This window comes from Phyllobacterium phragmitis (assembly GCF_002980495.1).
Taxonomy (GTDB): domain Bacteria; phylum Pseudomonadota; class Alphaproteobacteria; order Rhizobiales; family Rhizobiaceae; genus Paramesorhizobium; species Paramesorhizobium phragmitis.
Genome location: NZ_PVBR01000019.1, coordinates 68,117 through 94,098, shown reverse-complemented (window position 1 = coordinate 94,098; position 25,982 = coordinate 68,117). Strand labels below are relative to the sequence as shown.

The 25,982-nt window shown below is 62.7% G+C and carries 25 protein-coding genes and 1 tRNA gene; 21 read left to right on the top strand and 5 right to left on the bottom strand.

Annotation, left to right across the window (positions count from 1 at the left end):
- Position 1 precedes the first annotated feature (1 nt).
- From C5748_RS21150 to C5748_RS21075, 16 genes are all read left to right on the top strand, one after another.
- The gene (locus C5748_RS21150) at positions 2-481 is read left to right on the top strand and encodes a CopG family transcriptional regulator (RefSeq protein ID WP_171009991.1); all 480 of its coding nucleotides are present in this window, start codon (positions 2-4) and stop codon (positions 479-481) included.
- A 145-nt stretch (positions 482-626) separates the two neighbouring features.
- Positions 627-1,607, top strand: coding sequence for a P-type conjugative transfer ATPase TrbB (gene trbB / locus C5748_RS21145; protein ID WP_105744033.1), 981 nt, complete (start codon positions 627-629; stop codon positions 1,605-1,607).
- A complete protein-coding gene (locus C5748_RS21140; protein WP_105744031.1) occupies positions 1,604-1,936 on the top strand; it encodes a TrbC/VirB2 family type IV secretion system protein in 333 nt (110 codons plus the stop codon). Before trbB ends, C5748_RS21140 begins: the two co-directional genes overlap by 4 nt.
- Entirely contained in the window at positions 1,936-2,217 is a 282-nt protein-coding gene (locus C5748_RS21135; RefSeq protein WP_105744029.1) for a VirB3 family type IV secretion system protein, read from the top strand. Before C5748_RS21140 ends, C5748_RS21135 begins: the two co-directional genes overlap by 1 nt.
- 10 nt (positions 2,218-2,227) lie before the next feature.
- Positions 2,228-4,678, top strand: a complete 2,451-nt coding sequence (gene trbE, locus C5748_RS21130) for a conjugal transfer protein TrbE (protein ID WP_105744027.1) — start codon at positions 2,228-2,230, stop codon at positions 4,676-4,678.
- A gap of 2 nt (positions 4,679-4,680) precedes the next feature.
- A complete protein-coding gene (gene trbJ, locus C5748_RS21125; protein WP_105744025.1) occupies positions 4,681-5,460 on the top strand; it encodes a P-type conjugative transfer protein TrbJ in 780 nt (259 codons plus the stop codon).
- Between the two features lie 13 nt (positions 5,461-5,473).
- Entirely contained in the window at positions 5,474-5,746 is a 273-nt protein-coding gene (gene trbK-alt / locus C5748_RS21120) for a putative entry exclusion protein TrbK-alt (RefSeq protein ID WP_105744023.1), read from the top strand.
- 2 nt (positions 5,747-5,748) lie between these two features.
- The gene (gene trbL, locus C5748_RS21115) at positions 5,749-7,107 is read left to right on the top strand and encodes a P-type conjugative transfer protein TrbL (RefSeq protein WP_105744021.1); all 1,359 of its coding nucleotides are present in this window, start codon (positions 5,749-5,751) and stop codon (positions 7,105-7,107) included.
- On the top strand, positions 7,104-7,793 hold the full coding sequence (trbF, locus tag C5748_RS21110; RefSeq protein ID WP_105744019.1) for a conjugal transfer protein TrbF: 690 nt from the start codon (positions 7,104-7,106) through the stop codon (positions 7,791-7,793). Before trbL ends, trbF begins: the two co-directional genes overlap by 4 nt.
- Positions 7,790-8,791, top strand: a complete 1,002-nt coding sequence (gene trbG / locus C5748_RS21105; RefSeq protein WP_105744017.1) for a P-type conjugative transfer protein TrbG — start codon at positions 7,790-7,792, stop codon at positions 8,789-8,791. The genes trbF and trbG overlap by 4 nt, the downstream gene beginning before the upstream one ends.
- A complete protein-coding gene (locus C5748_RS21100; RefSeq protein WP_105744015.1) occupies positions 8,788-9,915 on the top strand; it encodes a TraB/TrbI/VirB10 family type IV secretion system protein in 1,128 nt (375 codons plus the stop codon). The genes trbG and C5748_RS21100 overlap by 4 nt, the downstream gene beginning before the upstream one ends.
- Positions 9,916-9,917: 2 nt before the next feature.
- Entirely contained in the window at positions 9,918-10,139 is a 222-nt protein-coding gene (locus tag C5748_RS21095; protein ID WP_105744013.1) for a DUF2274 domain-containing protein, read from the top strand.
- A gap of 134 nt (positions 10,140-10,273) precedes the next feature.
- Entirely contained in the window at positions 10,274-10,591 is a 318-nt protein-coding gene (locus C5748_RS21090; RefSeq protein ID WP_105744011.1) for a hypothetical protein, read from the top strand.
- Positions 10,588-10,941: a toxin-antitoxin system TumE family protein gene (locus C5748_RS21085; RefSeq protein ID WP_105744009.1), complete on the top strand. Its 354-nt coding sequence runs from the start codon at positions 10,588-10,590 to the stop codon at positions 10,939-10,941. Before C5748_RS21090 ends, C5748_RS21085 begins: the two co-directional genes overlap by 4 nt.
- Entirely contained in the window at positions 10,938-11,336 is a 399-nt protein-coding gene (locus tag C5748_RS21080) for an HVO_A0114 family putative DNA-binding protein (RefSeq protein ID WP_105744007.1), read from the top strand. Before C5748_RS21085 ends, C5748_RS21080 begins: the two co-directional genes overlap by 4 nt.
- The gene (locus C5748_RS21075; RefSeq protein WP_105744004.1) at positions 11,333-12,991 is read left to right on the top strand and encodes a recombinase family protein; all 1,659 of its coding nucleotides are present in this window, start codon (positions 11,333-11,335) and stop codon (positions 12,989-12,991) included. The genes C5748_RS21080 and C5748_RS21075 overlap by 4 nt, the downstream gene beginning before the upstream one ends.
- Here the strand turns inward: C5748_RS21075 and C5748_RS21070 are convergent.
- Both C5748_RS21070 and C5748_RS21065 read right to left on the bottom strand, forming a co-directional pair.
- Positions 12,962-13,038 (bottom strand) — tRNA-Arg (locus C5748_RS21070). The genes C5748_RS21075 and C5748_RS21070 overlap by 30 nt on opposite strands.
- A 151-nt stretch (positions 13,039-13,189) precedes the next feature.
- The gene (locus C5748_RS21065) at positions 13,190-15,580 is read right to left on the bottom strand and encodes a bifunctional diguanylate cyclase/phosphodiesterase (RefSeq protein WP_105744002.1); all 2,391 of its coding nucleotides are present in this window, start codon (positions 15,578-15,580) and stop codon (positions 13,190-13,192) included.
- 351 nt (positions 15,581-15,931) lie between these two features.
- Between C5748_RS21065 and C5748_RS21060 the strand changes: the two genes are divergently transcribed.
- From C5748_RS21060 to groL, 3 genes are all read left to right on the top strand, one after another.
- Complete coding sequence (locus C5748_RS21060; RefSeq protein ID WP_342588375.1) at positions 15,932-16,156, top strand: hypothetical protein; 225 nt, start codon at positions 15,932-15,934, stop codon at positions 16,154-16,156.
- Positions 16,157-16,377: 221 nt separating this feature from the next.
- Positions 16,378-16,692, top strand: a complete 315-nt coding sequence (locus C5748_RS21055) for a co-chaperone GroES (RefSeq protein ID WP_105744000.1) — start codon at positions 16,378-16,380, stop codon at positions 16,690-16,692.
- A gap of 44 nt (positions 16,693-16,736) precedes the next feature.
- Positions 16,737-18,365, top strand: a complete 1,629-nt coding sequence (groL, locus tag C5748_RS21050; RefSeq protein WP_105743998.1) for a chaperonin GroEL — start codon at positions 16,737-16,739, stop codon at positions 18,363-18,365.
- Positions 18,366-18,726: 361 nt separating this feature from the next.
- Here groL and C5748_RS21040 read toward each other — a convergent pair whose 3' ends face one another.
- Positions 18,727-19,833: a branched-chain amino acid ABC transporter substrate-binding protein gene (locus tag C5748_RS21040; RefSeq protein WP_105743996.1), complete on the bottom strand. Its 1,107-nt coding sequence runs from the start codon at positions 19,831-19,833 to the stop codon at positions 18,727-18,729.
- 139 nt (positions 19,834-19,972) lie between these two features.
- Complete coding sequence (gene cckA, locus C5748_RS21035; protein WP_105743994.1) at positions 19,973-22,582, bottom strand: cell cycle histidine kinase CckA; 2,610 nt, start codon at positions 22,580-22,582, stop codon at positions 19,973-19,975.
- A 430-nt stretch (positions 22,583-23,012) separates the two neighbouring features.
- On the opposite strand from cckA, the gene C5748_RS21030 reads away from it, so the two are divergent.
- On the top strand, positions 23,013-24,290 hold the full coding sequence (locus tag C5748_RS21030; RefSeq protein ID WP_105743992.1) for a flagellar biosynthetic protein FliO: 1,278 nt from the start codon (positions 23,013-23,015) through the stop codon (positions 24,288-24,290).
- 251 nt (positions 24,291-24,541) lie between these two features.
- Here C5748_RS21030 and dksA read toward each other — a convergent pair whose 3' ends face one another.
- Complete coding sequence (gene dksA / locus C5748_RS21025; RefSeq protein ID WP_105743990.1) at positions 24,542-24,958, bottom strand: RNA polymerase-binding protein DksA; 417 nt, start codon at positions 24,956-24,958, stop codon at positions 24,542-24,544.
- 433 nt (positions 24,959-25,391) lie between these two features.
- Here dksA and C5748_RS21020 point away from each other — a divergent pair, with 433 nt between their 5' ends.
- Positions 25,392-25,898: a SixA phosphatase family protein gene (locus C5748_RS21020; protein WP_105743988.1), complete on the top strand. Its 507-nt coding sequence runs from the start codon at positions 25,392-25,394 to the stop codon at positions 25,896-25,898.
- The last annotated feature ends 84 nt before the right edge of the window (positions 25,899-25,982 follow it).

Here is a 25,982-nt window from a genome sequence, read left to right as displayed (position 1 = left end):
CATGACCACACGCACCCGCCTGAATATCTATTTCGACCCCGCGCTCATTCCGCAGATCGAGGCGATGGCGCTGCGCCGTTCGGTGGCTCTGCGCCGCAATGTCTCGAAATCCGCCATCGTGGAGGCGGCGGTCATGTCCTACCTGTCCGGCGATGCCGACGATCAGCTTGAAGCCGCCATGTCGCGCCGCTTGGACAAGCTCGGCCGCCAGATCGACACGCTCGACCTAGATCTCGCCGTCCTCGGCGAGACGGTCGCGCAGTTCATCCATTTCTGGATGACCATCACGCCGCCGCTTACGGGAGCCGCACAATCCGCAGCCCGTGCCAAAGGCGCGGAGCGGTTCGAGGGCTTCATGCAAAATCTCGGCCGGCGTCTGGCGACCGGCGACAGGTTCCTCAAGGAGCTGTCGCGTGACCTCGACTCACTTCCCGACGATCCGTTGCCGGACGAGTCCGAGAGCAACGGCGATCAAGAATGAGTATTCGGACCCATCCTATTTACCGCCGTTCGCCGCCGATCACCGCACAGAGCTAGATACTTGTTGAACCAGCCCAATTCCGGGCTTTCTTAATCGACCCGATCCGGGGATCGCCTGTCGCGCCCCATGAAGAAACGGGGCCGACATGACCACCAACCACCAAAGACCGGAAGCCATTGCGCGCGGCGCGCGCATGTTGCGCACCGCGCTCGGCCCCGCAATCGCCCGGCTGCTCGAAGACCCGGCTGTGGTCGAGGTGATGCTGAACCCGGACGGTCGGTTGTGGATCGACCGCCTGTCCGAAGGGCTGTCCGACACGGGCGAACGCCTGTCCGCCGCCGATGGCGAACGCATCGTGCGGCTGGTCGCGCATCATGTCGGCGCGGAGGTTCATGCCCGCAGCCCGCGCGTCTCGGCCGAGCTGCCCGAGAGCGGGGAGCGGTTTGAAGGTCTATTGCCGCCCGTGGTCGCCGCCCCGACCTTTGCCATCCGTAAGCCCGCCGTCGCGGTGTTCACGCTCGACGACTATGTAGCGGCGGGCATCATGTCCGCCGATCAGGCCGCGACTTTACGCGCGGCAGTTTCCTCCCGCGCAAACATCCTCGTCGCGGGCGGTACCAGCACAGGCAAGACCACGCTGACCAATGCGCTGCTCGCCGAGGTGGCGAAGACGGCGGATCGCGTCGTCATCATCGAGGACACGCGCGAGCTGCAATGCGCCGCGCCCAACCTTGTCGCCATGCGGACGAAAGACGGCGTGGCGACGCTCTCCGATCTGGTGCGATCTTCGCTGCGCCTTCGCCCCGACCGCATCCCTGTCGGCGAAGTGCGTGGATCGGAAGCCCTTGACCTTCTGAAAGCATGGGGCACGGGGCATCCGGGCGGGATCGGAACCATCCATGCCGGCACCGGCATCGGTGCCCTGCGCCGCCTTGAACAGCTCATTCAAGAGGCTGTCGTCACCGTCCCGCGCGCGCTGATCGCCGAGACCATCGACCTTGTTGCCGTCCTTTCCGGGCGCGGTTCCGCGCGCCGGCTGGCCGAACTCGCCCGCGTCGAAGGTCTCGGCCCGGACGGTGACTACCGCATCACCCCCGCAACCATCAGAACAGGAGACCCTTCATGATCCACACCCTTTCGCGCGGCTATCGCTCTGCCGCGACCGCCGCATCCACCCTTGCCATCAGCTTCATGCTCGCCCCGGCCGCCCATGCGTCCGGTTCGTCGATGCCGTGGGAAGCACCGCTCCAAAGCATCCTCCAGTCCATTGAGGGGCCGGTCGCCAAGATCATCGCCGTCATCATCATCATCGTGACGGGCCTGACCCTCGCGTTCGGCGATACCAGCGGCGGCTTCCGTCGCCTGATCCAGATCGTGTTCGGCCTGTCCATCGCCTTTGCCGCGTCCAGCTTCTTCCTGTCGTTCTTCTCGTTCGGCGGCGGGGCGCTCATCTGATGGCGGGCGTCCTTGAACAACTCGACGCGGTGCCGGGATTTTCAATCCCGGTCCACCGGGCGTTGACCGAGCATATCCTGCTCGGCGGCGCACCGCGCTCCATCGCCATCATGAACGGCACGCTCGCCGGGGCCGTGGGCCTCGGCCTGCGCCTCTGGCTGGTCGGCATCGCCGTCTGGGCCATCGGCCATTTCGCGGCCGTATGGGCAGCGAAACGCGATCCTCAGTTCGTCGAAGTCGGGCGGCGGCATCTGCGCATCCCGGCTTTCCTGTCAGTGTGAGGGCGCGGCCATGATGAACCTTGCCGAATATCGCCGCACCGCCACCCGGCTCGCCGACTATCTGCCATGGGCCGCGCTTGTCGGCTCCGGCGTCGTTTTGAACAAGGACGGGAGTTTTCAGAGGACGGCGAAGTTTCGCGGTCCCGATCTGGATTCCGCCGTCGCGGCCGAGCTGGTCGCCGTCGCCGGCCGCATCAACAACGCCGTGCGCCGTCTCGGCTCCGGCTGGAGTATTTTCGTCGAGGCACAGCGCAGCGAGGCGGCGACCTATCCCGACAGCATGTTTCCCGATCCCGCGTCGGCGCTGGTCGATGCCGAGCGCAAGGCCGGTTTCGAGGAAGCGGACGCGCATTTCGTGTCGAGCTGTTTCCTGACCTTCCTCTGGCTGCCCCCGGCCGAGGAAGCCGCGCGCGCCGAAACATGGCTCTACGAGGGCCGCGAGAAAACCGGCGTGGACCCGTGGGAGCTGCTGCGCGCCTTCATCGACCGCACCGACCGCGTGCTGGCCTTGCTCGACGGCTTCATGCCCGAGTGCCGTTGGATGGATGATGGCGCGACGCTGACCTATCTCCATTCCACCATCTCGACCAACCGGCATCGCGTGCGCGTGCCCGAGGTGCCCATGCACCTCGACGCGCTGCTCGCCGACCAGCCGTTGACCGGCGGGCTGGAGCCGCGCCTTGGTGACGCGCATCTGCGCGTGCTGACCATCGTGGGATTCCCGACCGCGACGACGCCGGGCCTGCTCGACGAAATGAACCGGCTGCCGTTTCCATATCGCTGGAGCACGCGGGCGATCCTGCTCGACAAGACCGACGCCACGCGGCTGCTGACCCGCATCCGCCGTCAGTGGTTCGCCAAGCGCAAGAGCATCGCGGCGATTCTGAAAGAGGTCATGACGAACGAGGCGTCCGCGCTTGTGGACACCGACGCCGCCAACAAGGCGCTCGACGCCGACATGGCGTTGCAGGAGCTTGGGGCGGACGTGGCGGGCATGGCCTACGTCACGGCGACCGTCACCGTTTGGGATGCCGACCCGCGCCTTGCCGACGAGAAGCTGCGCCTGGTCGAGAAAATCGTTCAGGGCCGCGACTTCACCGCGATGGCCGAGACCGTCAACGCCGTCGATGCCTGGCTCGGCAGCCTGCCCGGACACGCCTACGCGAATGTCCGTCAGCCGCCCATCAGCACTTTGAATCTCGCCCACATGATCCCGCTATCGGCGGTGTGGGCGGGGCCGGAACGGGACGAGCATTTCGGCGACGCTCCATTGCTATACGCTAGGACCGAAGGCTCTACCCCGTTCCGGCTAAGTCTCCATGTCGGCGACGTTGGCCATACCCTTGTCGTCGGCCCCACGGGCGCGGGCAAGAGCGTGCTGCTCGCCCTCATGGCCTTGCAGTTCCGGCGCTATGCGGGATCGCAGGTTTTCGCCTTCGACTTCGGCGGTTCGATCCGCGCTGCGTCGCTCGCCATGGGCGGTGACTGGCACGACCTTGGCGGCGGGCTGACAGAAGGGGCAGATAGCGCCGTCTCGCTCCAGCCGCTTGCCCGCATCCACGATACCTATGAACGCGCATGGGCGGCGGACTGGATTGCGGCCATCCTCATGCGCGAGGGGCTGGCGATCACGCCCGAGGTCAAGGAACACCTTTGGACGGCGCTGACTTCGCTCGCTTCCGCGCCGGTCGAAGAACGCACCATCACCGGCCTTGCGGTCCTGCTGCAATCCAACGATCTGAAACAGGCGCTTCGTCCGTTCTGCGTCGGCGGTGCCTATGGCCGGTTGCTCGACGCCGAGACAGAGCACTTGGGATCGGCGGACGTGCAGGCGTTCGAGATCGAGGGCCTTGTCGGGACCGGCGCGGCCCCGGCCGTGCTCGCCTACCTCTTTCACCGCGTCGCCGACAGATTGGACGGGGGGCCCACGCTGCTCATCATTGACGAGGGCTGGCTTGCGCTGGACGACGAGGGGTTCGCCGGCCAACTCCGCGAATGGCTGAAAACGCTCAGGAAGAAAAACGCTTCCGTCATCTTCGCCACGCAAAGCCTGTCTGACATTGACGGCAGCAACATCGCGCCCGCGATTATCGAGAGCTGCCCGACGCGGCTCTTGCTGCCCAACGAGCGGGCCATCGAGCCGCAGATCACGGCCATCTATCGCCGCTTCGGCCTCAATGACAGGCAGATCGAAATCCTCGCACGGGCCACGCCCAAGCGGGATTATTACTGCCAAAGCCGGAGGGGCAATCGCCTGTTCGAGCTTGGCCTGTCCGAAGTCGGCCTCGCGCTCTGCGCCGCATCTTCCAAATCCGACCAGACCGAAATCGCGCGCATCCATGCCGGACACGGCCGCGACGGCTTCCTTGCCGGCTGGCTGCGTCATCGCGGCGTCGATTGGGCGGCCGACCTGATCCCCAACCTTACCAATCTCATCCCCCAGCCCGAAAAGGAGTCCTAACCATGACCATTCGTCGTTCCCCCTCGCGCGCCATTTTCATGGCTGCGACGATGCTTGCCGCGCCGCTCGCGCTGTCTCCCATGCTGAGCAGCCCGGCCCATGCGCAATTCGGTCTCGGCCGCATCGTCTATGACCCGACCAACTACGCGCAAAACCTGCTCACCGCCGCGCGCACGCTGGAGCAGATCAACAACCAGATCACCTCGCTCCAGAACGAAGCGCAGATGCTCATCAATCAGGCCCGCAATCTGGCGAGCCTGCCGCATAGCTCGCTCCAACAGATTCAGCAGAGCGTCCAGCGCACGCAGCAGCTTCTCGGGCAGGCGCAGAACATCGCATTTGAGGTCGGCCAGATCGACCAAGCGTTCCAGCAGCAATATGGCAATGTCTCGCTTTCGGCGACCGACGCACAGCTTGTCGCCGATGCGCGCAGCCGCTGGGAGAACACGGTCGGCGGCTTGCAGGACGCCATGCGCGTGCAGGCGGGCGCGGTCGGCAATATCGACAGCAACCGCGCCGAGATGGCCGCGCTGGTCGGCCAGAGTCAGGGCGCGACCGGGGCATTGCAGGCGACGCAGGCCGGCAACCAGCTTCTCGCCCTCCAGTCGCACCAGCTTTCCGACCTGATCGCGGTCATCTCGGCAAACGGCCGCGCCGATGCGCTGACAGAAGCGGAGCGCGCGACCGCCGCCGAACAGGGCCGCATCCAGCGCGAACGGTTCCTGACGCCGGGCAGCGGATACCAGCCCGGCAACGCGCAGATGTTCAACGGCAACAACTGACGGGAGGCTCGCCATGGACGGCAAGATGCTGGCCCGGTTCGGGGCCGTGGTGTTCATCGCCATCGCCATCGCCGTCACGGCGACCGCAATCGACATGGCGCGGAAGGACGAACCTTCCGTGCCGCCCGCCGCGCCGGCTCTCCAGCCGCCGGCCGACCCGCTACGCGAAACCCTGCGCCGTTGCCAGCAGCTCGGCGAGGCGGCGGCGAGTGACGCCGACTGCCTCGCCGCATGGGCAGAATCCCGCGACCGTTTCCTCGGCCGTGACCGCAGCGAGGCGCGCTGACCATGGGCAACACGGGCGTCATCGACAATTTCCTCGGGGTTTTCACCTCCTACATCGACAGCGGGTTCGGCCTGCTCGGCGGCGAGGTGGCCTTCATCGCCACGACGCTCATTGTCATCGACGTGACGCTCGCCGCGCTCTTTTGGGCATGGGGCGCGAATGACGACATTATCGCCCGTCTGGTCAAGAAGACCCTGTTCGTGGGCGTCTTCGCCTACATCATTTCCAACTGGAACAACCTCGCCCGGATCGTCTTCGAGAGCTTTGCCGGCCTCGGCCTCATGGCGTCGGGGACCAGCTTCTCCGTCACCGATCTGATGCGGCCGGGCCGTGTCGCGCAGACCGGCCTCGACGCCGGCCGCCCGCTGCTCGACTCCATTTCCGACCTGATGGGCTGGATCGCCTTCTTCGAGAACTTCATCCAGATCGCGTGCCTGCTGTTCGCATGGGCGCTGGTCGTGCTGGCGTTCTTCATCCTCGCCATCCAGCTTTTCGTGACCCTGATCGAGTTCAAACTGACCACGCTCGCCGGCTTTGTGCTGATCCCCTTCGGCCTATTCGGCAAGACTGCCTTCATGGCCGAGAAGGTCTTGGGCAACGTGGTGTCCTCCGGCATCAAGGTGCTGGTGCTCGCCGTCATCATCGGCATCGGCAGCACCTTGTTTTCGCAGTTCACGGCAGGTTTCGGCGGGGCGACCCCGACCATCGACGACGCCATGGCGATTGTGCTCGCCGCACTGTCGCTGCTCGGTCTCGGCATCTTCGGCCCCGGCATCGCCAACGGCATCGTCTCGGGCGGCCCGCAGCTCGGCGCGGGCGCAGCCGTGGGAACCGGGCTTGCGGTTGCAGGTGCAGGCGTCGCCGCTGGCGGCGGGGCCATGCTCGCCGCGAAGGGCGGCGCTGCCGCCCTGTCCGGTGGGGCCGCGGCCGTCCGCGGCGGCGCGACGGCCGCGGGCGCGGCAACCGCAGCCTATAGCGTCGGCGCGCTCGGCCAGTCCGGCGCGGCCGGTGTCGCTTCCGGCCTTGGCGGTGTCGCGCGCGCCGCAGGATCGGCCCCCGTCTCGCCACTGAAACGTGCCGCCGCGCGTGCCAGCGAATCCGTAAAGTCCAGCTTCACCGATGGCGCGCGCGCAGGCTTTGCCGCCGGTGGCGGCACATCGTCGATGGGCACGGTCGGCGGCGCAAGCGCCGCCCCGGCCGCATCATCCGCCCCGGCCGGCAGCCCTCCCGCTTGGGCGCAGCAGATGCGGCGCTCGCAGGCCATGAACCAAGGCACGACCATGGCCGCCCATGCGGTGCGCTCCGGCGACAGCCACGGCTCCGGTTCCTCCGTCAACCTTTCCGAAAGTGACCCCTCATGAGCATCTTCAAACGACCAGCAACCCATTACGGCAAATCGCCGGAACCCGAGACGCCCTATCAGAAAGCCGCGCAGGCATGGGACGAGCGCATTGGCTCGGCCCGCGTGCAGGCGAAAAACTGGCGCTATATGGCGTTCGGTTCGCTGATCCTGTCGGCCGGATTCGCCTCGGCGCTGGTCTGGCAGTCTGCGCGCGGGACGGTGGTGCCGTGGGTGGTGCAGGTGGACAATCTAGGTCAGGCGCAAACCGTTGCGCCGGCCGCCGCCGACTATCGCCCAACCGATCCGCAGATCGCTTTCCATCTCGGCCGCTTCATCGAGCAGGTGCGCGCGATCCCGGCCGACGCGATCATTGTCCGCCAGAACTGGCTTCGCGCCTATGAATGGACCACGGATCGCGGCGCGGCAGCATTGAACGACTACGCGAGGGCAAACGATCCCTTCGCCAAGGTCGGCCGCCAGCAGGTCGCTGTCGAGGTGTCGAGCGTCATCCGGGCGTCCCCCAACAGCTTCCGTGTGGCGTGGACGGAACGTCATTTCGAGAATGGTCAGCTTTCCACCACGGAGCGGTGGACGGCCATCCTCACCATCGTCATCCAGCCGCCGCGTGACGCCGAGGGCCTGCGCGCCAATCCGCTCGGCATCTACGTCAACGCAATTTCGTGGTCGCGGGAGATGAGCCAATGAGGACGATCACCCGCACCCCGGCAATCGCGGCCGTGCTGCTTTCGGCCACCATGCTTGCAGGCTGCGCCACCAACCGGACGCCGCAATTCAGCTACGACGCCAGCGTGCCGCCGTTGCCGACCGTGCAGGAGGCGGCGACCGACAACACGCCCCGGCAGTTGCATGTGCCCCCGGCATGGACCGTGGCGCGGGGCGGCACCGCCGCAGGCACGCCGACCGGCCGCGTCGAGAACGCCAATGCAGCCGCTCGCGTAGAGCCGCGCCGGGAAGGCTACTACAACGCCATCCAGATTTATCCGTGGTCGGAAGGCGCGCTCTATCAGGTCTATGCCGCAGTCGGGCAGATCACGACGATCGCGCTGGAGCCGGGCGAGAGCCTGACAGGCGCGGGGCCGATTGCGGCGGGCGACACCGCCCGCTGGATCATCGGCGACACCGAGAGCGGCAGCGGTGCAAACCGCCGTGTCCATATCCTCGTGAAGCCGACGCGGCCGGACATTTCGACGAACCTTGTCGTCACCACCGACCGGCGCACTTACATGCTCGAGCTGCGCGCGCGAGAATCGCTCTACATGCCGGCCGTGGCATGGGCCTATCCCGCACCGCCTGCCGGCCAGCGCCAGACCATCCCGACCGCCCCGGTTATCCCGGCCGAGGCGGCGCGGAACTATCGCTATGGTTTGCAAGTGCAGGGCGACAGCCCGCCATGGCGGCCGGTTTCCGTCTTCGATGATGGCCGGCGCGTCTATGTCGTCTTCCCGGCCGGGATCGTGCAGGGCGAGATGCCGCCGATCTTCGTGCTCGGCTCCAACGGCGAACCGCAGATCGTCAACAGCCGAATCCATCAGAACATCCTGATCGTAGACAGGCTGTTCGGTGCGGCCGAGTTGCGCCTTGGCAGCGGCAACCGCCAGCAGGTCGTCAGGATCGTCCGCATCAACCCGACGCAGGCAGCAGCAGAGCGAGCCAGCACGACCACGGGAGGATCGTCCTCATGAGCGATACCGATACCGCCACCCCCATGCGCCTGCGCGCCGAAACGCCCCGCGTCACGCGCCTGTCGCGCAAGATGCTGGCAGGCGTCGGCGCTGTCGCCTTGCTCGGCATCGGCGGGGCGCTGATCTACGCACTCCAGACCCACGATGCGGGACCGGGAGGCGAAGAACTCTATTCGACCGAGAACCGGCCCACGGCGGACGGACTGTCCGGTCTGCCGCGCGACTATACGGGGCCAGTGCTCGGCCCCGCGCTGCCCGGAGATTTGGGCCGTCCGATCCTCGACGCGCAGAACAGGGGCCAGCCGGTCGCGCCGTCCGTCATGACGACGCCCGCCGTCGATCCCGCAGAAGAACGCCGCCGCGCCGAGGAAGAAGCCGCGCGCTTGAGCAACGTGTTCTTCCAGTCCGGCTCGCGCACGGGAACGCCGGCAGGGACGGCCGTGCCCGGCCTTGCCGGTCTTGGCCTCGGCGGACAGCCCGCGACGCAGGACCGGCACGCGGCTTTCCTCAATGGACCCGTCGACCGTCAGACCGTCGCGCCGGATCGCGTCGCGCCGCCGGCCTCGCCCTACATCCTTCAAGCCGGCGCCGTGATCCCCGCCGCGCTCATCACCGGCATCCGTTCCGATCTTCCGGGGCAGATCACCGCGCAAGTCACCGAGAACGTCTATGACAGCCCCACCGGCTCGCTGCTCCTGATCCCGCAGGGAACGCGCATCATCGGCCAATATGATGACGGCGTGACCTTCGGTCAGCGCCGCGTGTTGCTGGTGTGGAATCGTCTGATCCTGCCGGGCGGCCGTTCCATCGTTCTGGAGCGCCTGCCGGGCGCAGACGCCAGCGGCTACGCCGGCCTTGAGGATGGCGTCGATTATCACTGGTGGGATCTGATGAAGGCCGCAGGGCTGTCCACGCTGCTCGCTGTCGGCACGGAACTGGCGACGAGCGACGAGGACCGGCTGATCCGGGCCATCCGTGACGGGGCGCAGGATACCGTCAATCAGGCGGGCCAGCAGATCGTCCAGCGCCAGTTGCAGGTCGCGCCGACGCTGACCATCCGGCCCGGCTTCCCGGTCAGGATCATCGTGACCCGCGACCTTGTGTTCGAGCCGACAGGAGGTTGACCATGACCAAGCTGAAACTTGGCCCGCTGCCCAACGACAAGCCCGTGAAGGTCATGCTGGAGCTGCCCGCAACGCTCAACCTCGATCTGATCGCCTATGCCGAGGTGCTGGCCCGCCAGAGCGGCCAGCCCGTCGCCGATCCCGCCAAACTCATCGTGCCGATGCTTCAACACTTCATCGCCACGGATCGCGGTTTCGCCAAGGCACGGCGAGCCGCCAGCTAACCCCATTCCGGCAGGGGTGCCGCGAGCGCATAGGCGCAAATGCGGCACGCTACAGGCCGCCGACTGCCCTCCATGGTTCGCTTAATTCCGGGGTTTTGAACGCCCCGGAGTCCACCAGCACCAAGGAGGATTCCATGTGCGCAGAGCGCCGCCGCGCCCGCAAAGGGCGACCGCGACAGTCGATCCCCGAACCACTTCCCGACGATCTTTTCGATTACGCCGACGATCCCACGCCGGACGGCCGAACGCGAGCCAGCGACACGCCACTTCTCGGCCCGGATGGACAGAGGATGCGTGTCACGGACGATTGGCCGGAGGACATTCCCGTCACCGAGGCCGAGATTGACGTGTTCGAGCGTTGGTTCGGCGATGTGTTCGACGAACTCTTGAGCCCGAGAAAGCCGGATGACAGCTTGCAATTCCTATCACAAACTGATAGGAAAAAGGCGTGAGCGGGCATCGTGATCCGGGCCTCGACACACTTCTGGACCTTGATGGACAGATGCTCTTTGTCGATCCCGAGGGCGGCTATTGGGTGAAGTTCGTCGTCACCCGCGTTCCGGTCTCGCCGGAAAAGCCGCACGGTCTCGATTATTCGCTCACGCTTCACGGGCCTTCGGGCGAACGGCTGGTTGGCTTCGACAACGCCCATCCGGTCGGACGAGGCAGGAGGGGTGAGCCGATGGACCATCGGCATCGTCTCCAGACCGTGAAGCCCTACGCCTACGAGGATGCGGCCACGCTGTTGGCCGACTTCTGGCAGGCGGTGGACGCGGTGTTGAAGGAGCGAGGTGCCCTATGACCACATTGAAAGTCGGGATTGCCGACTATGAAGAAATGAAGGCCCGCACCATGCGGATTGCCAAGGGCGAGGAAAAGCCCGCGCCCGGCGATCCGAAGGTGTGGTTCACCTCGACCGAATCCTTCGCCAAGGTGCTGTCGGCAGGGAACCGCGAGTTGCTTCGCGTCATCGCCGAGAAAGCCCCGGCATCGCTGGAAGAACTGGCGGAAATCACCGGCCGAGCCGGCTCCAATCTGTCACGCACCCTGAAAACCATGGAGAGCTATGGCCTTGTGCGGTTTGAGCCGGGCCACGGCCGCAAGCTCGCGCCCAAGGTGGTGCATGACCGCGTGGAACTGGCGTTGCCCCTGATAGACCGCGCAAAGCCGAGGAAGGCTATAGGAGATCGGTCATGAACATGCACAGCCCAACCGTTACCGCCCGTGCCGCGCTTTACCTGCGCGTCTCAACTGCCCGGCAGGCCGAGCATGACATTTCCATTCCTGACCAGAAGCGGCAGGGTGAAGCCTATTGCGAGCAACGCGGCTACCAGCTCGTTGAGACCTATGTTGAACCGGGCGCAACCGCCACCAACGACAGGCGCCCGGAGTTCCAGCACATGATCGAGGCGGGCACATCCAAGCCCGCGCCGTTCGATATTGTCGTGGTCCATTCGTTCAGTCGGTTCTTCCGCGATCACTTCGAGATGGAGTTCTACGTCAGGAAACTGGCGAAGAATGGCGTCAAGCTGGTCTCGATCACGCAGGAAATGGGCGATGATCCCATGCACCAGATGATGCGGCAGATCATGGCGCTGTTCGATGAATACCAGTCCAAGGAGAACGCCAAGCACGTCCTGCGCGCCATGAACGAGAATGCCCGGCAAGGCTTCTGGAACGGCGCACGGCCGCCCATCGGCTATCGCATCGTCGCGGCCGAGCAGCGGGGATCGAAGATCAAGAAGAAGCTGGAGATCGACCCGCTGCACGCCGACACCGTGCGCATGATCTACCGCCTGTTCCTTGAAGGCGACGGCACGTCCGGCGCGATGGGCGTCAAGGCCATCGCCACCTATCTCAATGAGCGTCGTTTCTTCACCCGCGACGGCGGGCGTTGGGGGCTGGCGCAAATCCACGCGATCCTGACCCGCACGACCTATATCGGCGAGCACAGGTTCAACACGCGCTCCCACAAGGACCGGGAGAAGAAGCCGGAGAGCGAGGTCGCTATCATGGCGGTGCCGCCTCTGATCGAGCGCGAGATTTTCGATGCGGTACAAGCCCGTCTCAAATCCCGCAATCCCATGGTGACGCCGGCGCGCGTCTCCAGCGGCCCCACGCTGCTGACCGGCATTTGCTTCTGCGCCAAATGCGGGGGCGCGATGACGCTCCGCACCGGCAGAGGCAGCACGGGCGCGACATATCGCTACTACACCTGCTCAACCAAGGCCCGGCAGGGCAAGACCGGCTGCAAAGGCCGCACGATCCCGATGGACAAACTGGACCATCTTGTCGCCGATCATATCGGGGATCGCCTTCTCCAGCCCAAACGGCTGGAAACCGTCCTCGCCAGCGTCATTGACCGCCGGCAGGAGCGCACCGAACGCCGCCGAGAGCATCTTGCCGAGCTTTACAGGCGAATCACGGAAACCGACCAACGGCTCGGCCGTCTCTTTGACGCCATCGAAGCCGGCATGGTGGACAAGGATGACGCGATGGCGAAGGAGCGTATGACCAGCCTTAAGGCATTGCGGGATCAAGCCGCCGCCGACGCGGAGCGCACGCAGCTCGCGCTCGACAGTTCAGGCAATCAGGGCGTCACCCCCGATATGCTCAAGGGCTTCGCCCGCAAAGCCCGCGAACGCATACGACTCGATGATGGCGGCTACCGCCGCGACCATCTGCGTGCGCTGGCGCAGCGCGTCGAAGTCGCCGACGACGAGGTTCGCATCATGGGATCGAAGTCGGAACTGCTGCGAACGCTGGTCGCCGCTTCAAGCGTAAAAACGGCGGCGTTCGGCGTTCATAGTTCTGTTCTGAAATGGCGCACCCGACAGGATTCGAACCTGTGACCTCTGCCTTCGGAGGGCAGCACTCTATCCAGCTGAGCTACGGGTGCAGACATCGGGCGAACCCGATGCGCGTTGCGTTTCTAGCCGAAGGCATCCGCCGCTTCAATGGCGAATTTCGCTTGCAGGCGATGAAGCTGTGCAGATCGCCTGCGACGCCGGGCAAATTTGCATCGATGCCGCCGGCTGGGCGAGCCCACGTCACGACGCCGCGGCCTTCTTTTCCCCGACATGACTGTTGGCGTGGACGATATGGTCGAAATGCTCGATCGAAGCCGGCTCGCCGAGATGGAAGCCCTGCCCTGCGGTGCAGAATTCATCGATCAGGAACTTCAATTCATCCGAGGTTTCGATCCCCTCCGCCAGAACGGGCAGGCCCAACCCGCGGCCAAGCCCGAGAACGGCCCTGACGATGGCGGCGGCCTGTGCATTCTTGTCGACCGATTTGATGAACGAGCGATCGATCTTGATGACATCGAACGGAAACGCCCGAATATTCGACAGTGAGGAATAGCCCGTGCCGAAATCATCCATGGCGACGCGGACGCCGAGCGATTTCACCTGCCGCAATGTGCCCAATGCACGGTTCATGTCCTTGATCAGCGCCGTCTCGGTGATCTCCAGTTCCAGCCTGTGCGGTGGCAAGCCCGTCTTGAGCAGCACATCATGAATCTTTTGCGCGAACCCCTGGCTGTGGAGCTGGACGCCTGAGATATTCACAGCCACCGTCAATGGTTCTTCCCACGAGGCGGCCTCGCGGCAGGCCTCCAGCAAGGCCCAATCGCCAAGCTGTATGATAAGGCCGCTTTCCTCGGCGATGGGTATGAAAATGCTCGGAGGCACATCGCCGCGCAACCGGTTGTGCCAGCGCATCAAGGCCTCGAAGCCGATGATTTCACCGCTGTCGATCTGCACCTGCGGCTGATACACCAGCTTGAGCTCACCGCGAGACATGGCTTGGCGCAATTCATGCTCGATCAGCCGACGTTCTCTCGTCTCCTCGCCCATTTTCGCTTCAAAGAAACGATAAGTGTTCCGTCCCTCGGCCTTGGAGCGGTAAAGCGCCGTATCCGCATGCGAAAGCAATGTCTCGCGATCGGTGCCGTCGATCGGATAGATGGCAATGCCGATGCTGCTCGATACGATCGATCGCATCGGGGATTTCTCGTTTTCGGACTGGAGGGCGTCGAGAATATTTTCCGCCAGCCGGCTGACCGCCGCAGTGCTGGTGACGCCGGGCATGATGATGGCGAATTCGTCGCCGCCCAGACGGGCCAGCATATCCTCGCTGTCCAGCAGACGGCTGATGGTTTCCGCCACCTTCTGCAGTATAGTGTCGCCCGCGGCATGGCCGAAGAGATCGTTGATCTCCTTGAAGCGGTCGAGATCGAGGCAAAGCAGGGCAACGCGTTTTTCACCCCTGATATCCATAGTGGCGATCAGCTGATCGAGCCTCGCTGAAAAGCTGCGGCGGTTCGGCAGTCCGGTCAGCATGTCGTGATGAGCGAGATAGCTGATATGCGCCTCCGCCGCTTTGCGGGCCCGCAGATCGCGAATGGCAATGGCGCGGTGCCGCCTTCCGCCGAATTCGATGTTCTGGGCGATCAGTTCCACCGGTATCAGCGCATCGCCGGCTGCGATCAGATCCGCCTCCAGCACCTCGTTGTGATCGCTTCCAAGCCTGGTGCGGACATGGGGGTCGGGCAGAATCGATCGGATCGAAGTCCCGATGAGCGATGGGCTATCGATGCCGGAGAGGGCGGAAAAACTCTCATTGGCGGTGATGATGATGTCTCCATCGCAGATGACGAGACCTTCGACGGCGGCGTTGACCAGTTTGCGCATCCGGTCCATTTCCACGGCGGTCCGGCGGCTCCGCATGTCGACGGCGAGGCCCGCCAGCGCCGACATGAGAATGATGATGCTGGCCAGCGCGATTGCGACCGCAAGCCAACTGGAGGCGATTGCAGTGGCCGGAACATCAATTGAGCTGTCAGGTAGAATGGAAATGGCGCTCATCGCAACGAAATGATGGCTGCATATGGCGAGGGTAAGGAGCGCCGCGCCGGCGATCCTGCTCTTCATCCCACCGCCGGCGAGCAGTGCGGTGCGCATGGCAGCAGCGCCGAGAACCAGCCCCAGCACGATGGCGACCACGACGAATGCAGGATTCCAGACGATTTGTCCCGTGGTCTTGAAAGCCGCCATCCCGGTGAAATGCATCGCCGCGATGCCGCCGCCGACGATACCACCGCCCAGCAGATCGCCATAAGACACCCGGCTCGTCACCGCGACCAGACCGCCGAGGCCGGTCATAGCAACTGCGATGACCAGCGATAGGGCCGCAAGCGTGATGTCGTAACCCTGCGGAAGGTCGGGGGAAAACGCCAGCATCGCGATAAAATGCGTGGCCCATATGCCGAAACCGCATGAAACAGCCGCAACCGACAGCCACAACGTCCTGGCGCTCGACCTGCGGGCATGGCGCAGAAGATTGACTGCAGCAAACGAGGCCAGCGCACAAACGGCCGCGGCCAGGAAAACCAGCCTCAGATCATGCTCGTTTACAATGCAATTATATACGGTCAGCACGCCCGCCCCTTCCAAACCCCCATCTTGAAAAAACAGATACTATTTGCTGACGCGACAAATGGGAACCGGCAAAAAGACCTTTGAACAGACAGAACGCAGGAAAATAAATACTTAAAAATGCATAGAAATTTTGATCTATTCAGTCAAAAGGATGAATAGCGGCGGGAACATGCGCTCGTCCTGTCCCTCGTCTGCCGCCACGCCGCACAAGCCCCACGGCAGAACAAACCCGCCGCGCAACCGTTGATCATTCCCGGCTTTTGCCTATCTGGTCGAAAGAAGGAGCATTCGGTTCGCAGTGGCCGGGCCGATCCGCCTGGCCGATCTGGCGGGAATTGAGGAGAGCTTGAGATGGTGAGCATCACGCGAGAAGAGGTCATTTCCGTACTTGGACCGGTCGACGACACGCTGGTCGCCGATATCGTGACCACAGGCGCCACGCTCGACGAACTCATGCAGGCATGGGGGTGGATCAACAATGACGAAGCGCTGGTGAAGGAGGGAATTCCACCCCCTTCCGGACGGGCGGCGGAGCTTGTCGATCTCTTATCGCAAGATGACGAGGAGGATATATGAGGCGGGTTGAGCGCGGCAGGCAAGAAAACCACCGCCGCAAGACCTCGGGCCGCCGCCTCCGGTAAGCTGAAATTTTCTGCTATACTCCTCTTGAAACGGATTTTCGCCGCAACCAGATTTTCCGCGCGCGCGATGCCGTTTGACGGGCTGCGCGTCCCGTGCCGGGTGCTTTCAGCTCGGCGCGAGGAGCTTTCCACCCTTGTTTGTCCAGGAGGAGAACAATGAAGTTCCGCCCATTGCATGATCGCATACTGGTTCGCCGCGTCGTGGCCGAGGAAAAGACCGCCGGCGGCATCATCATCCCCGATACCGCCAGGGAAAAGCCGCAGGAAGGCGAAGTCATCGCCATCGGCCCCGGCGCCCGCGACGACAGCGGGCAGTTGCAGCCGCTCGATGTCCGGGTCGGCGACCACATCCTGTTCGGCAAATGGTCCGGCACCGAGATCAAGCTCGATGGCGAGGATCTGCTGATCATGAAGGAAGCCGATGTGATGGGCATCGTGGAAACCGATGCCGCACAGATGAAAGCCGCCTGAGAATTGACCTGTCAATGAACGCTGCCTCATGAAGGAGTAGAACAATGGCTGCCAAGGACGTGAAATTTCATTCGGATGCACGCGATCGGATGCTGCGCGGCGTCGATATTCTGGCCAATGCCGTCAAGGTGACGCTCGGCCCCAAGGGCCGCAACGTCGTCATCGACAAATCGTTCGGCGCACCCCGCGTCACCAAGGACGGGGTATCGGTCGCCAAGGAAATCGAACTGGAGGACAAGTTCGAGAACATGGGCGCCCAGATGCTGCGCGAAGTGGCGTCGAAGACCAGCGACGTGGCCGGCGACGGCACGACGACAGCCACGGTGCTGGCCCAGGCGATCGTGCGCGAAGGTGCAAAAGCGGTCGCTTCAGGCATGAACCCGATGGATCTGAAGCGCGGCATCGATTTCGCCGTCGATGCGGTAGTGGACGAGCTGAAAAGGAACGCCCGCGATATTTCCAACAATTCGGAAATCGCCCAGGTCGGAACCATATCCGCCAATGGCGATACCGATATCGGACAGTTCCTCGCCGAAGCGATGGAACGGGTCGGCAATGAAGGCGTGATCACCGTCGAGGAAGCCAAGACCGCCCTGACCGAGCTCGAAGTGGTCGAAGGCATGCAGTTCGACCGCGGCTATCTCTCGCCCTATTTCATCACCAACCAGGAAAAGATGCGTGTCGAGTTCGAGGATCCCTACATCCTCATCCACGAGAAGAAGCTTTCCAATCTCCAGGCCCTGCTTCCGGTGCTGGAGGCGGTCGTGCAATCGGGCAAGCCGCTGCTGATCATCGCCGAGGATGTCGAAGGCGAGGCACTTGCCACGCTCGTCGTCAACAAGCTGCGCGGCGGGCTGAAGGTCGCAGCCGTCAAGGCGCCGGGCTTCGGCGATCGCCGCAAGGCCATGCTCGAGGACATCGCCATTTTGACCGGCGGCACGGCAGTCTCCGAAGATCTCGGCATCAAGCTCGAAAATGTCACGCTCAATATGTTGGGCAGCGCCAAGCGGGTGCTCGTCGAGAAGGAGAATACCACCATCGTCGACGGTGCCGGTTCGAAGGACGAGATCCAGGGCCGTGTCACCCAGATCAAGGCGCAGATCGAGGAAACCACCTCCGACTATGATCGCGAGAAGCTGCAGGAGCGTCTGGCCAAGCTCGCCGGCGGCGTCGCCGTCATTCGCGTCGGCGGATCGACCGAGGTCGAGGTGAAGGAGCGCAAGGACCGCGTCGACGATGCCTTGCACGCGACGCGCGCAGCCGTCGAGGAAGGCATCCTGCCCGGCGGCGGTGTAGCGCTTCTGCGCGCGGTAAAGGCCCTCGACAATCTTCCTGTCGCCAATGAAGACCAGCGCGTCGGCGTCGAGATCGTACGCCGCGCCATCGAGGCGCCGGCCCGCCAGATCGCCGAGAATGCCGGCGCGGAAGGATCGATCATCGTCGGCAAGCTGCGTGAGAACCCGGACTTCTCCTATGGTTGGAACGCCCAGACCGGAGAATATGGCGATCTCTACAAGGCCGGCGTGATCGATCCGGCAAAGGTCGTGCGTACCGCGCTCCAGGATGCGGCCTCGATCGCAGGCCTCCTCGTCACGACGGAAGCGATGATCGCCGAGAAGCCCAGAAAGGAAGCCCCTGCTCCGGCTATGCCGGGCGGCGGAATGGACTTCTAGAGCGGTTCATTTTTTAAATAGAAACGCCGGCGGGACAGCGCGCCCCTCTGCCCTGCCGGGCATCTCCCCCGCAAGTGGGGAGATTGGCTTTCACGGCTGTCCGTGCCAATCGCCAACGTTGCAGAATAAAGAACCGTCATTGATGACAGCCGATCTCCCCCCTTGCGGGGGAGATGTCCGGCAGGACAGAGGGGCGCGCCTCACGATTCTATTAAACAGGAACCACTCTAAGTTTCCCACCGGTCAGCCGATCAAAAAAAGCCGCCGCTTCGGTCCGAAGTGGCGGCTTTCATTTTTCAGCAAAAACAAAGTCTTGGAGCGGTTCCCGGATTCCAATTGGCAGGAACTGCTCCAGCAATGCTCAGTCGACGGCGACCGACTTGCCGTCTTCCCATTTGTAAAGAACGAAGCTCGGCGAGCTGAGATCGCCGTTCTCGCCATAGGTCAGTTTGCCGATCACCGTATCGATCGCATCGCCTGACTTCAGCGCGGTCGCGACAGCCTGGGCATCGTCGGCGGAACCCGCCTTTTCGATGCCGGCCTTCAGCACCTGAACCGCGGCATAGGCATTGAGCGTGAATGCTTCTGCTGGAATATTGTTCGCCTGCAGTGCCTTGATGACATCAGCGGCGGCCGGGTTCTTGGTGGCGTCCGAAGCATTGGTGAAGATTGTTCCGGCCGCTGCATCGCCGCCAATGGCCCAATATTCGGTGTTCGACAGGCCTTCACCGCCAATGATCGTGGCCTTGACGCCCTGGTCCTTCAGCTGACGGGCGAGAAGCCCGCCTTCGGCGTGGTAGCCGCCGAAATAGATCACGTCGACATTCGCCGATTTGAGCTTGGTGACGAGCGCGCCGAAATCCTTTTCGCCGACATTGAGCGTATCATAGGCCACCTCCTCGACACCGCCCTTGTTCAGCGCTGCCTTGAAGGCATCGGCAAGGCCCTTGCCGTAGGGGCCTTTGTCATGGACGATGGCGATACGCTTGTCTCCAAGGTTCTTCAGGGCGTAGTCAGCAGCGACTTCCGCCTGCTGGTCGTCGCGGCCGCAGGTGCGCAATACGTTCCAGAGATCACGGCTGGTCAGAGCCGGCGTCGTCGCGGTCGGCGTCACCATCAGGGCGCCGTTCTCCGCAAGGATGTCCGATACGGGCATCGCAGTGCCGGACAGCACCGGACCGACCACGTAGTGAATCTGATCGCCGACAAGCTGGTTGGCAACCGAAACAGCCTGCTTCGGCTCACCCGCGGAATCGAAGAGCTTGAGGACGATCTTCTCGCCGCCGATGCCGCCGGCCTTGTTGATGGCTTCCACCGCGCTTTCGCTACCGTTCTTGACCTGAATGCCGTATGCCGCCACGGGACCTGTCACCGGCGCAATGAGGCCGATCGTGATGTCGGCATGGGCAAGCGGCACGAACATGATGCTCGCTGCGAGCGTAGCCCCAGAAAACAACGAAAAACGCATGATTTCCTCCTTCATGAGAATGCCCCCCGGGGCGTTTAATTAAAATACGATATGCAGGCATGGCTTGTGTAGAGAACTTAATGCAGTTCTTCGGGTTTGTTGCAAGAGCAGAACCGGCGGAACCGCATGCGAAAAGCGTTCAGTCCTCCGCTTCGAGCATTTCCTTTACCGCCGTGGCGAGCTGCTTGAGCGAAAAAGGCTTGGGCAGGAAACCGAACTTGGCGTCGTCTGGCAAGTTCTTGGCAAAGGCGTCTTCTGCATAGCCGGAAACGAAGATGAATTTGATATCGGGATGATCCTTGCGCAATTCGCGCAGCAGCGTCGGGCCGTCCATCTCGGGCATGACGACGTCGGACACCACGATATCGACCATGCCGCCGAGGCTGGCAAGCACTTCCAGCGCCTCCACGCCGGACGAGGCCTCATGCACCGTATAGCCACGCGATTGCAGCGCCCTCACCCCGCCCATACGCACCGCATCCTCATCCTCGACGAGAAGCACGGTCGCCGAACCGGAGAGATCCCGGGGCGTCTCGATCTTCTTTTCCTTAGCCGCCTCTTTCCTTGCGGTTTCCCCGGACGTGCCGTCTGCAGCGGAGACTTCAATGTGCCGCGGCAGGAATATCCTGAACGTGGTCCCCTTGCCCAGTTCCGAATCGCAATAGATGAAACCGCCCGTCTGCTTGATGATGCCATAGACCATCGACAGCCCGAGACCCGTGCCCTTGCCCACTTCCTTGGTGGTGAAGAAGGGCTCGAAAATCTTTTCGAGCACATCGGGTGCAATGCCGGTGCCGCTGTCTTCGATCTCGACAAGAACGTAATCGGCGCTGATGAGTTCGCGATAGCTGAAGGTGGCCGCTTCCGCCTGCGGCAGATTGCGGGTGCGAATGGTGATCGTTCCGTCACCCGGCATGGCGTCGCGCGCATTGACGGCGAGATTGACCGCCACCTGTTCGAATTGCCCGAGATCGGCGCGTACCGGCCACAGATCGCGGCCATGATCGATCTTCAGCTGGATGTCGTTGCCGACGAGGCGGGCGAGCAGCATCCTGAGATCGGCCAGGACATCGGTCAGATCGAGCACCTCCGGCCGCAGCGTCTGCCGGCGCGAGAATGCCAGGAGCTGACGCACCAGCGAGGCGGCGCGATTGGCATTCTGCTTGATGTTCATGATATCCAGGAAGGACGGATCGGATGCGCGATGGTTGCTGAGCAAGAGATCGGACGACATGATGATCGCCGTCAGCACATTGTTGAAATCATGCGCGATGCCGCCGGCAAGCTGCCCCACGGCCTGCATCTTCTGACTTTGCGCCATCTGGCCTTCCAGAGCCTTCTGCTCCGTCGTCTCTACGGCCGAGACGATGGCCGCTTCCTCGGCTGCCTCGCTCCCGACATCGGAAACCGGACTGACATAAAAGCGGATATGCCGCTGTTCGTCATCGGGAAGCACCGTATCCACCGGCGATATTTCCGCCTGACCGGCAAAGGCCGCCGCCAGCGCCCTGGAAAACGCCTCGCGGTCGCGCTCATGCACCACACTCTCGAGCCTTATGCGGCGATCGACGGCATCGCTGTCGACGGCGGAGGAGAACATGTCGAGGAAGCGTGCATTGGTCCTGAGCGTCTGGCCCTTGGCGTCGACGGCTGCAATCGCCATCGGCGCCGAATTGAAGAACCGCGTGAAACGAACTTCCGCAGCGCGCAATGCCGCCGAAGCATCCTGCCCCTCGGCGCGGTTGAGCACGATGGTCCGGCTCGTACCGCGCTTGCCGTCGCGCTGCGCCTGCACCCGATGATAGAAACGCACCGCAAGGCTTTGGCCGTTCAGCTTTGCCAGATCGAGATCGATGACCGTGTTGCGGCTCGAGCCCGGATCGGCCTTGACCGAATTGATCAGCGCCATACCGTTTCCGGCAACCATGTCGCTCAGCATCAGCGAGCCGGGAACGAATTTGGTGAGATCGACCCCGAGCCATTCCGCGAGCGTCGCGTTGAGATAGATGATGCGTCCCGCCGGATCGGTGGAGAAGAACCCCGCCGGCGCATGATCGAGATGGTCGATGGCTTCCTGGAGATCCTGGAAGAATCGCTCCTGCTCGGCCCGTTCCTCCGAAATATCCGCGATCTGCCAGGCGAAGAGCGGACCGTTATGGTCAGGCGTCGAAGCAATCGGCCGCGCCTTGATGCGATACCAGGTCGGCCCTGTCACCACCCCGTCGGGGACGGAGGGCATGGCGTGCGCCAAGGGGTGGGAAAGCCGAACCTCTTCCTGTGCCGGCAAGCCGTCGCGCACCGCATTGGACAGACGATAGATCGCATCCGAAGCCCCGGCCTCACCCGACAAGATGCTGTCGAGCGTGCGGACATCGGTGGCCTCTGTGGCTCCGGTCATCGCGGCATAGGCCTGGTTGGCATAGACGATGCGGCCCCTGGCATCCAGAATGACCGTGCCTTCGGGAAGCGAATCGATGAACCCATGGGCAAGGTCGTCGCCCAGGACGCGCGGTGTGAACTGGATGATGCCGATCGCCCCGCCGAACAGGTAGAAGACGCCGACCATCGCCAGAACACCGAGAAGACCGAGCAGAAACGCGTCGCCAAGCTGCTCACGGAACACGAAATAGAGGAAGGCCGCGCCTGTCAGCACGATGCCAAGGACCAAAAGCCGGATCGCCGCTCCGGGCCCTCTTTTGCCCGAGACGATCGGCTTTGGATAAAGATCGGTCCTTGCCTCTTGAGACATATGCCTCAACCCCTCTTTCTATCAGCCGCGCCCACTGTGCGGCACGGTCGGTGCGGATGTCGACCGGTTCATCGTCGTTCCCGCCATACCACCCGATAATTCGCGGAAACCGGCATCAAACGCATCGCGAAACGCTGGAATATCCGATTCGCCGATTGCTTGGATCATACAATTCCGCGCGCGAAAACCCCACATGAGCGATATGCAAACAAATTCCGGCCGTCGAGCCGCATTCGTGCATGATCGGCGGATTTTCTGTTGGCTGCGGAAGCATTTCAATTAAAGCAGGAATATTTCAACCGATAATTGTTTCCTTTAGCCGCCTTCGTCGGTTATGCCTAATATTGCAGAATTGTGGACGGAAACATCCACGCGAGGCCCCGGGATCAAGGGGTTGATGCAGGCGTAGCTGCATAAGGAGAAAAGCGGCATGAATGAGTGGTTGACTGGAATTGTCGGCGAGAATGCCGCGCGCATCGCGGGTTTCATTCTTCTGTTTCTGCTGATTCTGGTGGCGATCGTCATCGTGTTCGCGATCATTCGCCGCCTGACCGGAGGCACCTTCGTGGCGGGAGGACGTGGACGCGCTCCGCGCCTGTCGGTCATGGACGCCGCCGCCGTGGACAACCGCCGACGGCTCGTTCTGGTGCGCCGCGATGATATCGAGCACCTCATCCTGATCGGCGGTCCGACGGATGTCGTCGTTGAACAGAACATCGTCCATGCCGCTCGCACACAGAGCCGTGGACAGGCGTCGAAAGCGGAGCCGGAGCCTTTTGTCAGCGCGCCCGCATCTTCTCCAGCCTTTGCCGCCAATCATGCCAGGGAGCCGCAGGCCACCGAAACGCGCGAATCCGAGCCGCCTGTCGCCTCCGAACCGGCTCTGCCCATCGCGCCGCCCGTAAGCGCCTCCAGCGCAAGGCAGCAACGCCCACAGGCTTCGCCTTCTCCAAACCGGATTCCGGAGAGACCCCAAGAGCGGATTCAAGAGCGCCCCCGTCCTCCCGCCGCTCCGTCCAGACCCGCAGCCCCACCGGTCCAGATGCCGTCCGCGCCGAAGCCCGCTCCACAATTCACGCAAGCGCCACGTCCTGCCTCTGCCTATCCCCCGCAGCCGCGCACCGTTCTGCCGCCGCAGCCTTCGGCCCAGCCCGCGCCCCATGCCCGCCACCCGGCACATCCGGCCTACCCGCTCAGCCAGGTCGCCAAGGGGGTGATCACCACCACCGCGGGTGCCGCTGCGGCAGGCATGGCCCAAGCGCACGAGCCCGAAAAGACAGGCCCAAAACCGTCCTCTTCCGATATGGATATGCCGGAAGGCGGCTCGAAAACCGGGTTTGAGGAAAGCCCGGCGGAACCGTTCTCACCGGCACCGTCCATAAGAGAAGACACCGCAACGGGAAACATCCCAAAAGAAGACATTTCCGGCAAGCTCGATACGTTCGGCTCGGAGCTTCACGACGCCATCCTCGATGACTTTGCCATGGAAGAGGCCAAGCCGGCAGAAAACTCGGCTGAAAAAAATGACAATCCTCCCACCGGCGAAAACATTCCCGACGCCGAACTCGTCAATATTGTCGAGGACGAACCCTCGAGCGAACTCAACATCTCACCCACCGAAGATGCATCGGAAAAGCCGGAGACCGGAAATCTCGAGGACGAGATGGAAAAGCTGCTCGGCGAACTGTCGAAATCCAACAGGCATTGATGGATCCCCGCCATCGACGGCATTCCGATGGCGGGCTATTCTGCACCATTGAGCCAATGGCGATGGCGAGGCCGCGGCTTCCACGATGAAAACTATAGTTGCCATGCTGACGCAACGCGAATCGTCGCTTCCGTCTGAAAGCTCACGTCCAGGCAACAAAAAGGCCACAGAGAAACCACTCCGCAGCCTAATCAAATAAACCCGTCAAACATATTCCCGCCGACATCGCCACCGGGTTACCCCGTCAGCCCTCAGTCGTCGCGATAAACCTTTTCACGCCGCTCATGCCGCTCCTGTGCCTCGATGGACAGGGTCGCGATCGGACGGGCATCCAGCCGCTTGAGACTGATCGGCTCACCGGTTTCCTCGCAGAACCCGTAAGTACCCTCATCGATACGCTGCAAGGCGGCGTCGATCTTGGAAATCAGCTTACGCTGCCGGTCACGAGCACGCAGCTCGATGGCACGGTCGGTTTCCGATGAAGCTCTATCGGCAATATCGGGATGGTTTGCATTTTCCTGCTGCAAGGCTTCGAGCGTTTCGCGGGCCTCGCGCAAGATATCATTTCTCCAGGCAACCAGCTTTGCGCGGAAGTAAGACTTCTGCCGTTCGTTCATGAACGGCTCGTCTTCAGTGGGCCTGTAGTCAAGGTCAATCAATTCACTCATATCTGAATCACCCCACATCTAGGAGACGCGAGGGCCTATATATGTCCAGACGAAACATCGCACAATAAGAAATGACCACTCAACACCACTTTTTAGTGCATTGATTTTGCTCAAAAATTCAGCAACTGTGAGTTTTAATTCCTATTCTGTTCGGATATTAAGGATGAGATCGACGATTTGTTTGTCGCCATACGCCCACTACTATGGTTTTTTGGGGAAAATTACCTGCAAAAAATTACCCGCAACAATGAAACGGCCATCTGCTTAAATTTTAGTCAATGCATGTTTTTGCCCCGTCGGCTCCACCCGCGTGCGAGCCGTACAAAAAAATGTGTTCCCTCATCCGTCGCTCATTCTACATGGCACAGACGTGCAAAATACCGCCTTTCGTGACAGAAACAGGGCATCGCGCTACAGGCAAGGAACTGGAAATATGAGTCGTCTATATCTTCTGCGTCATGCGAAAGCGGTTGGCTCCGCCCCCGGAATGAAGGATTTCGACCGGCCACTTTCCAATAAAGGCGCGGAAGCGGCTCGGAAAATCGGCTCCGCCATGATGGCCACAGGCTTCATCCCCGATCTGGCTCTATGCTCGACGGCGAAACGCACGCGCGAAACATTGGATAATCTCCGGCTCACCCTCACGACTCCTTTCTCTGTCGTTGAAAGCAGCGCACTCTATACGGCTGATGCAAATGGCTATCTCGATGCCATCCATAGCGCCAGTAACGCTTCATCACTGCTTCTGATCGGGCATAATCCGTCCATGGGCGATCTGGCGCTGGCGCTCGCAGCAAACGGCCAGCCCGCCCTTCTCGATCGTCTCACGCATGGTTTCCCGACAGCCGGCCTCGCCGTCATCGATTTCGATGGCCCGCTTACCCTGGCAGAAGCCGGAGCGGGAACCTTGCGCGCATTCATCACGCCGGCCGATATCTGAATGCCCGCCGGTGCCTGAATGCTTGCCGATATTTAACTGTTTTACCGGCTTTATTGTCATTTGAGCCGTTGGACCCTTATATCC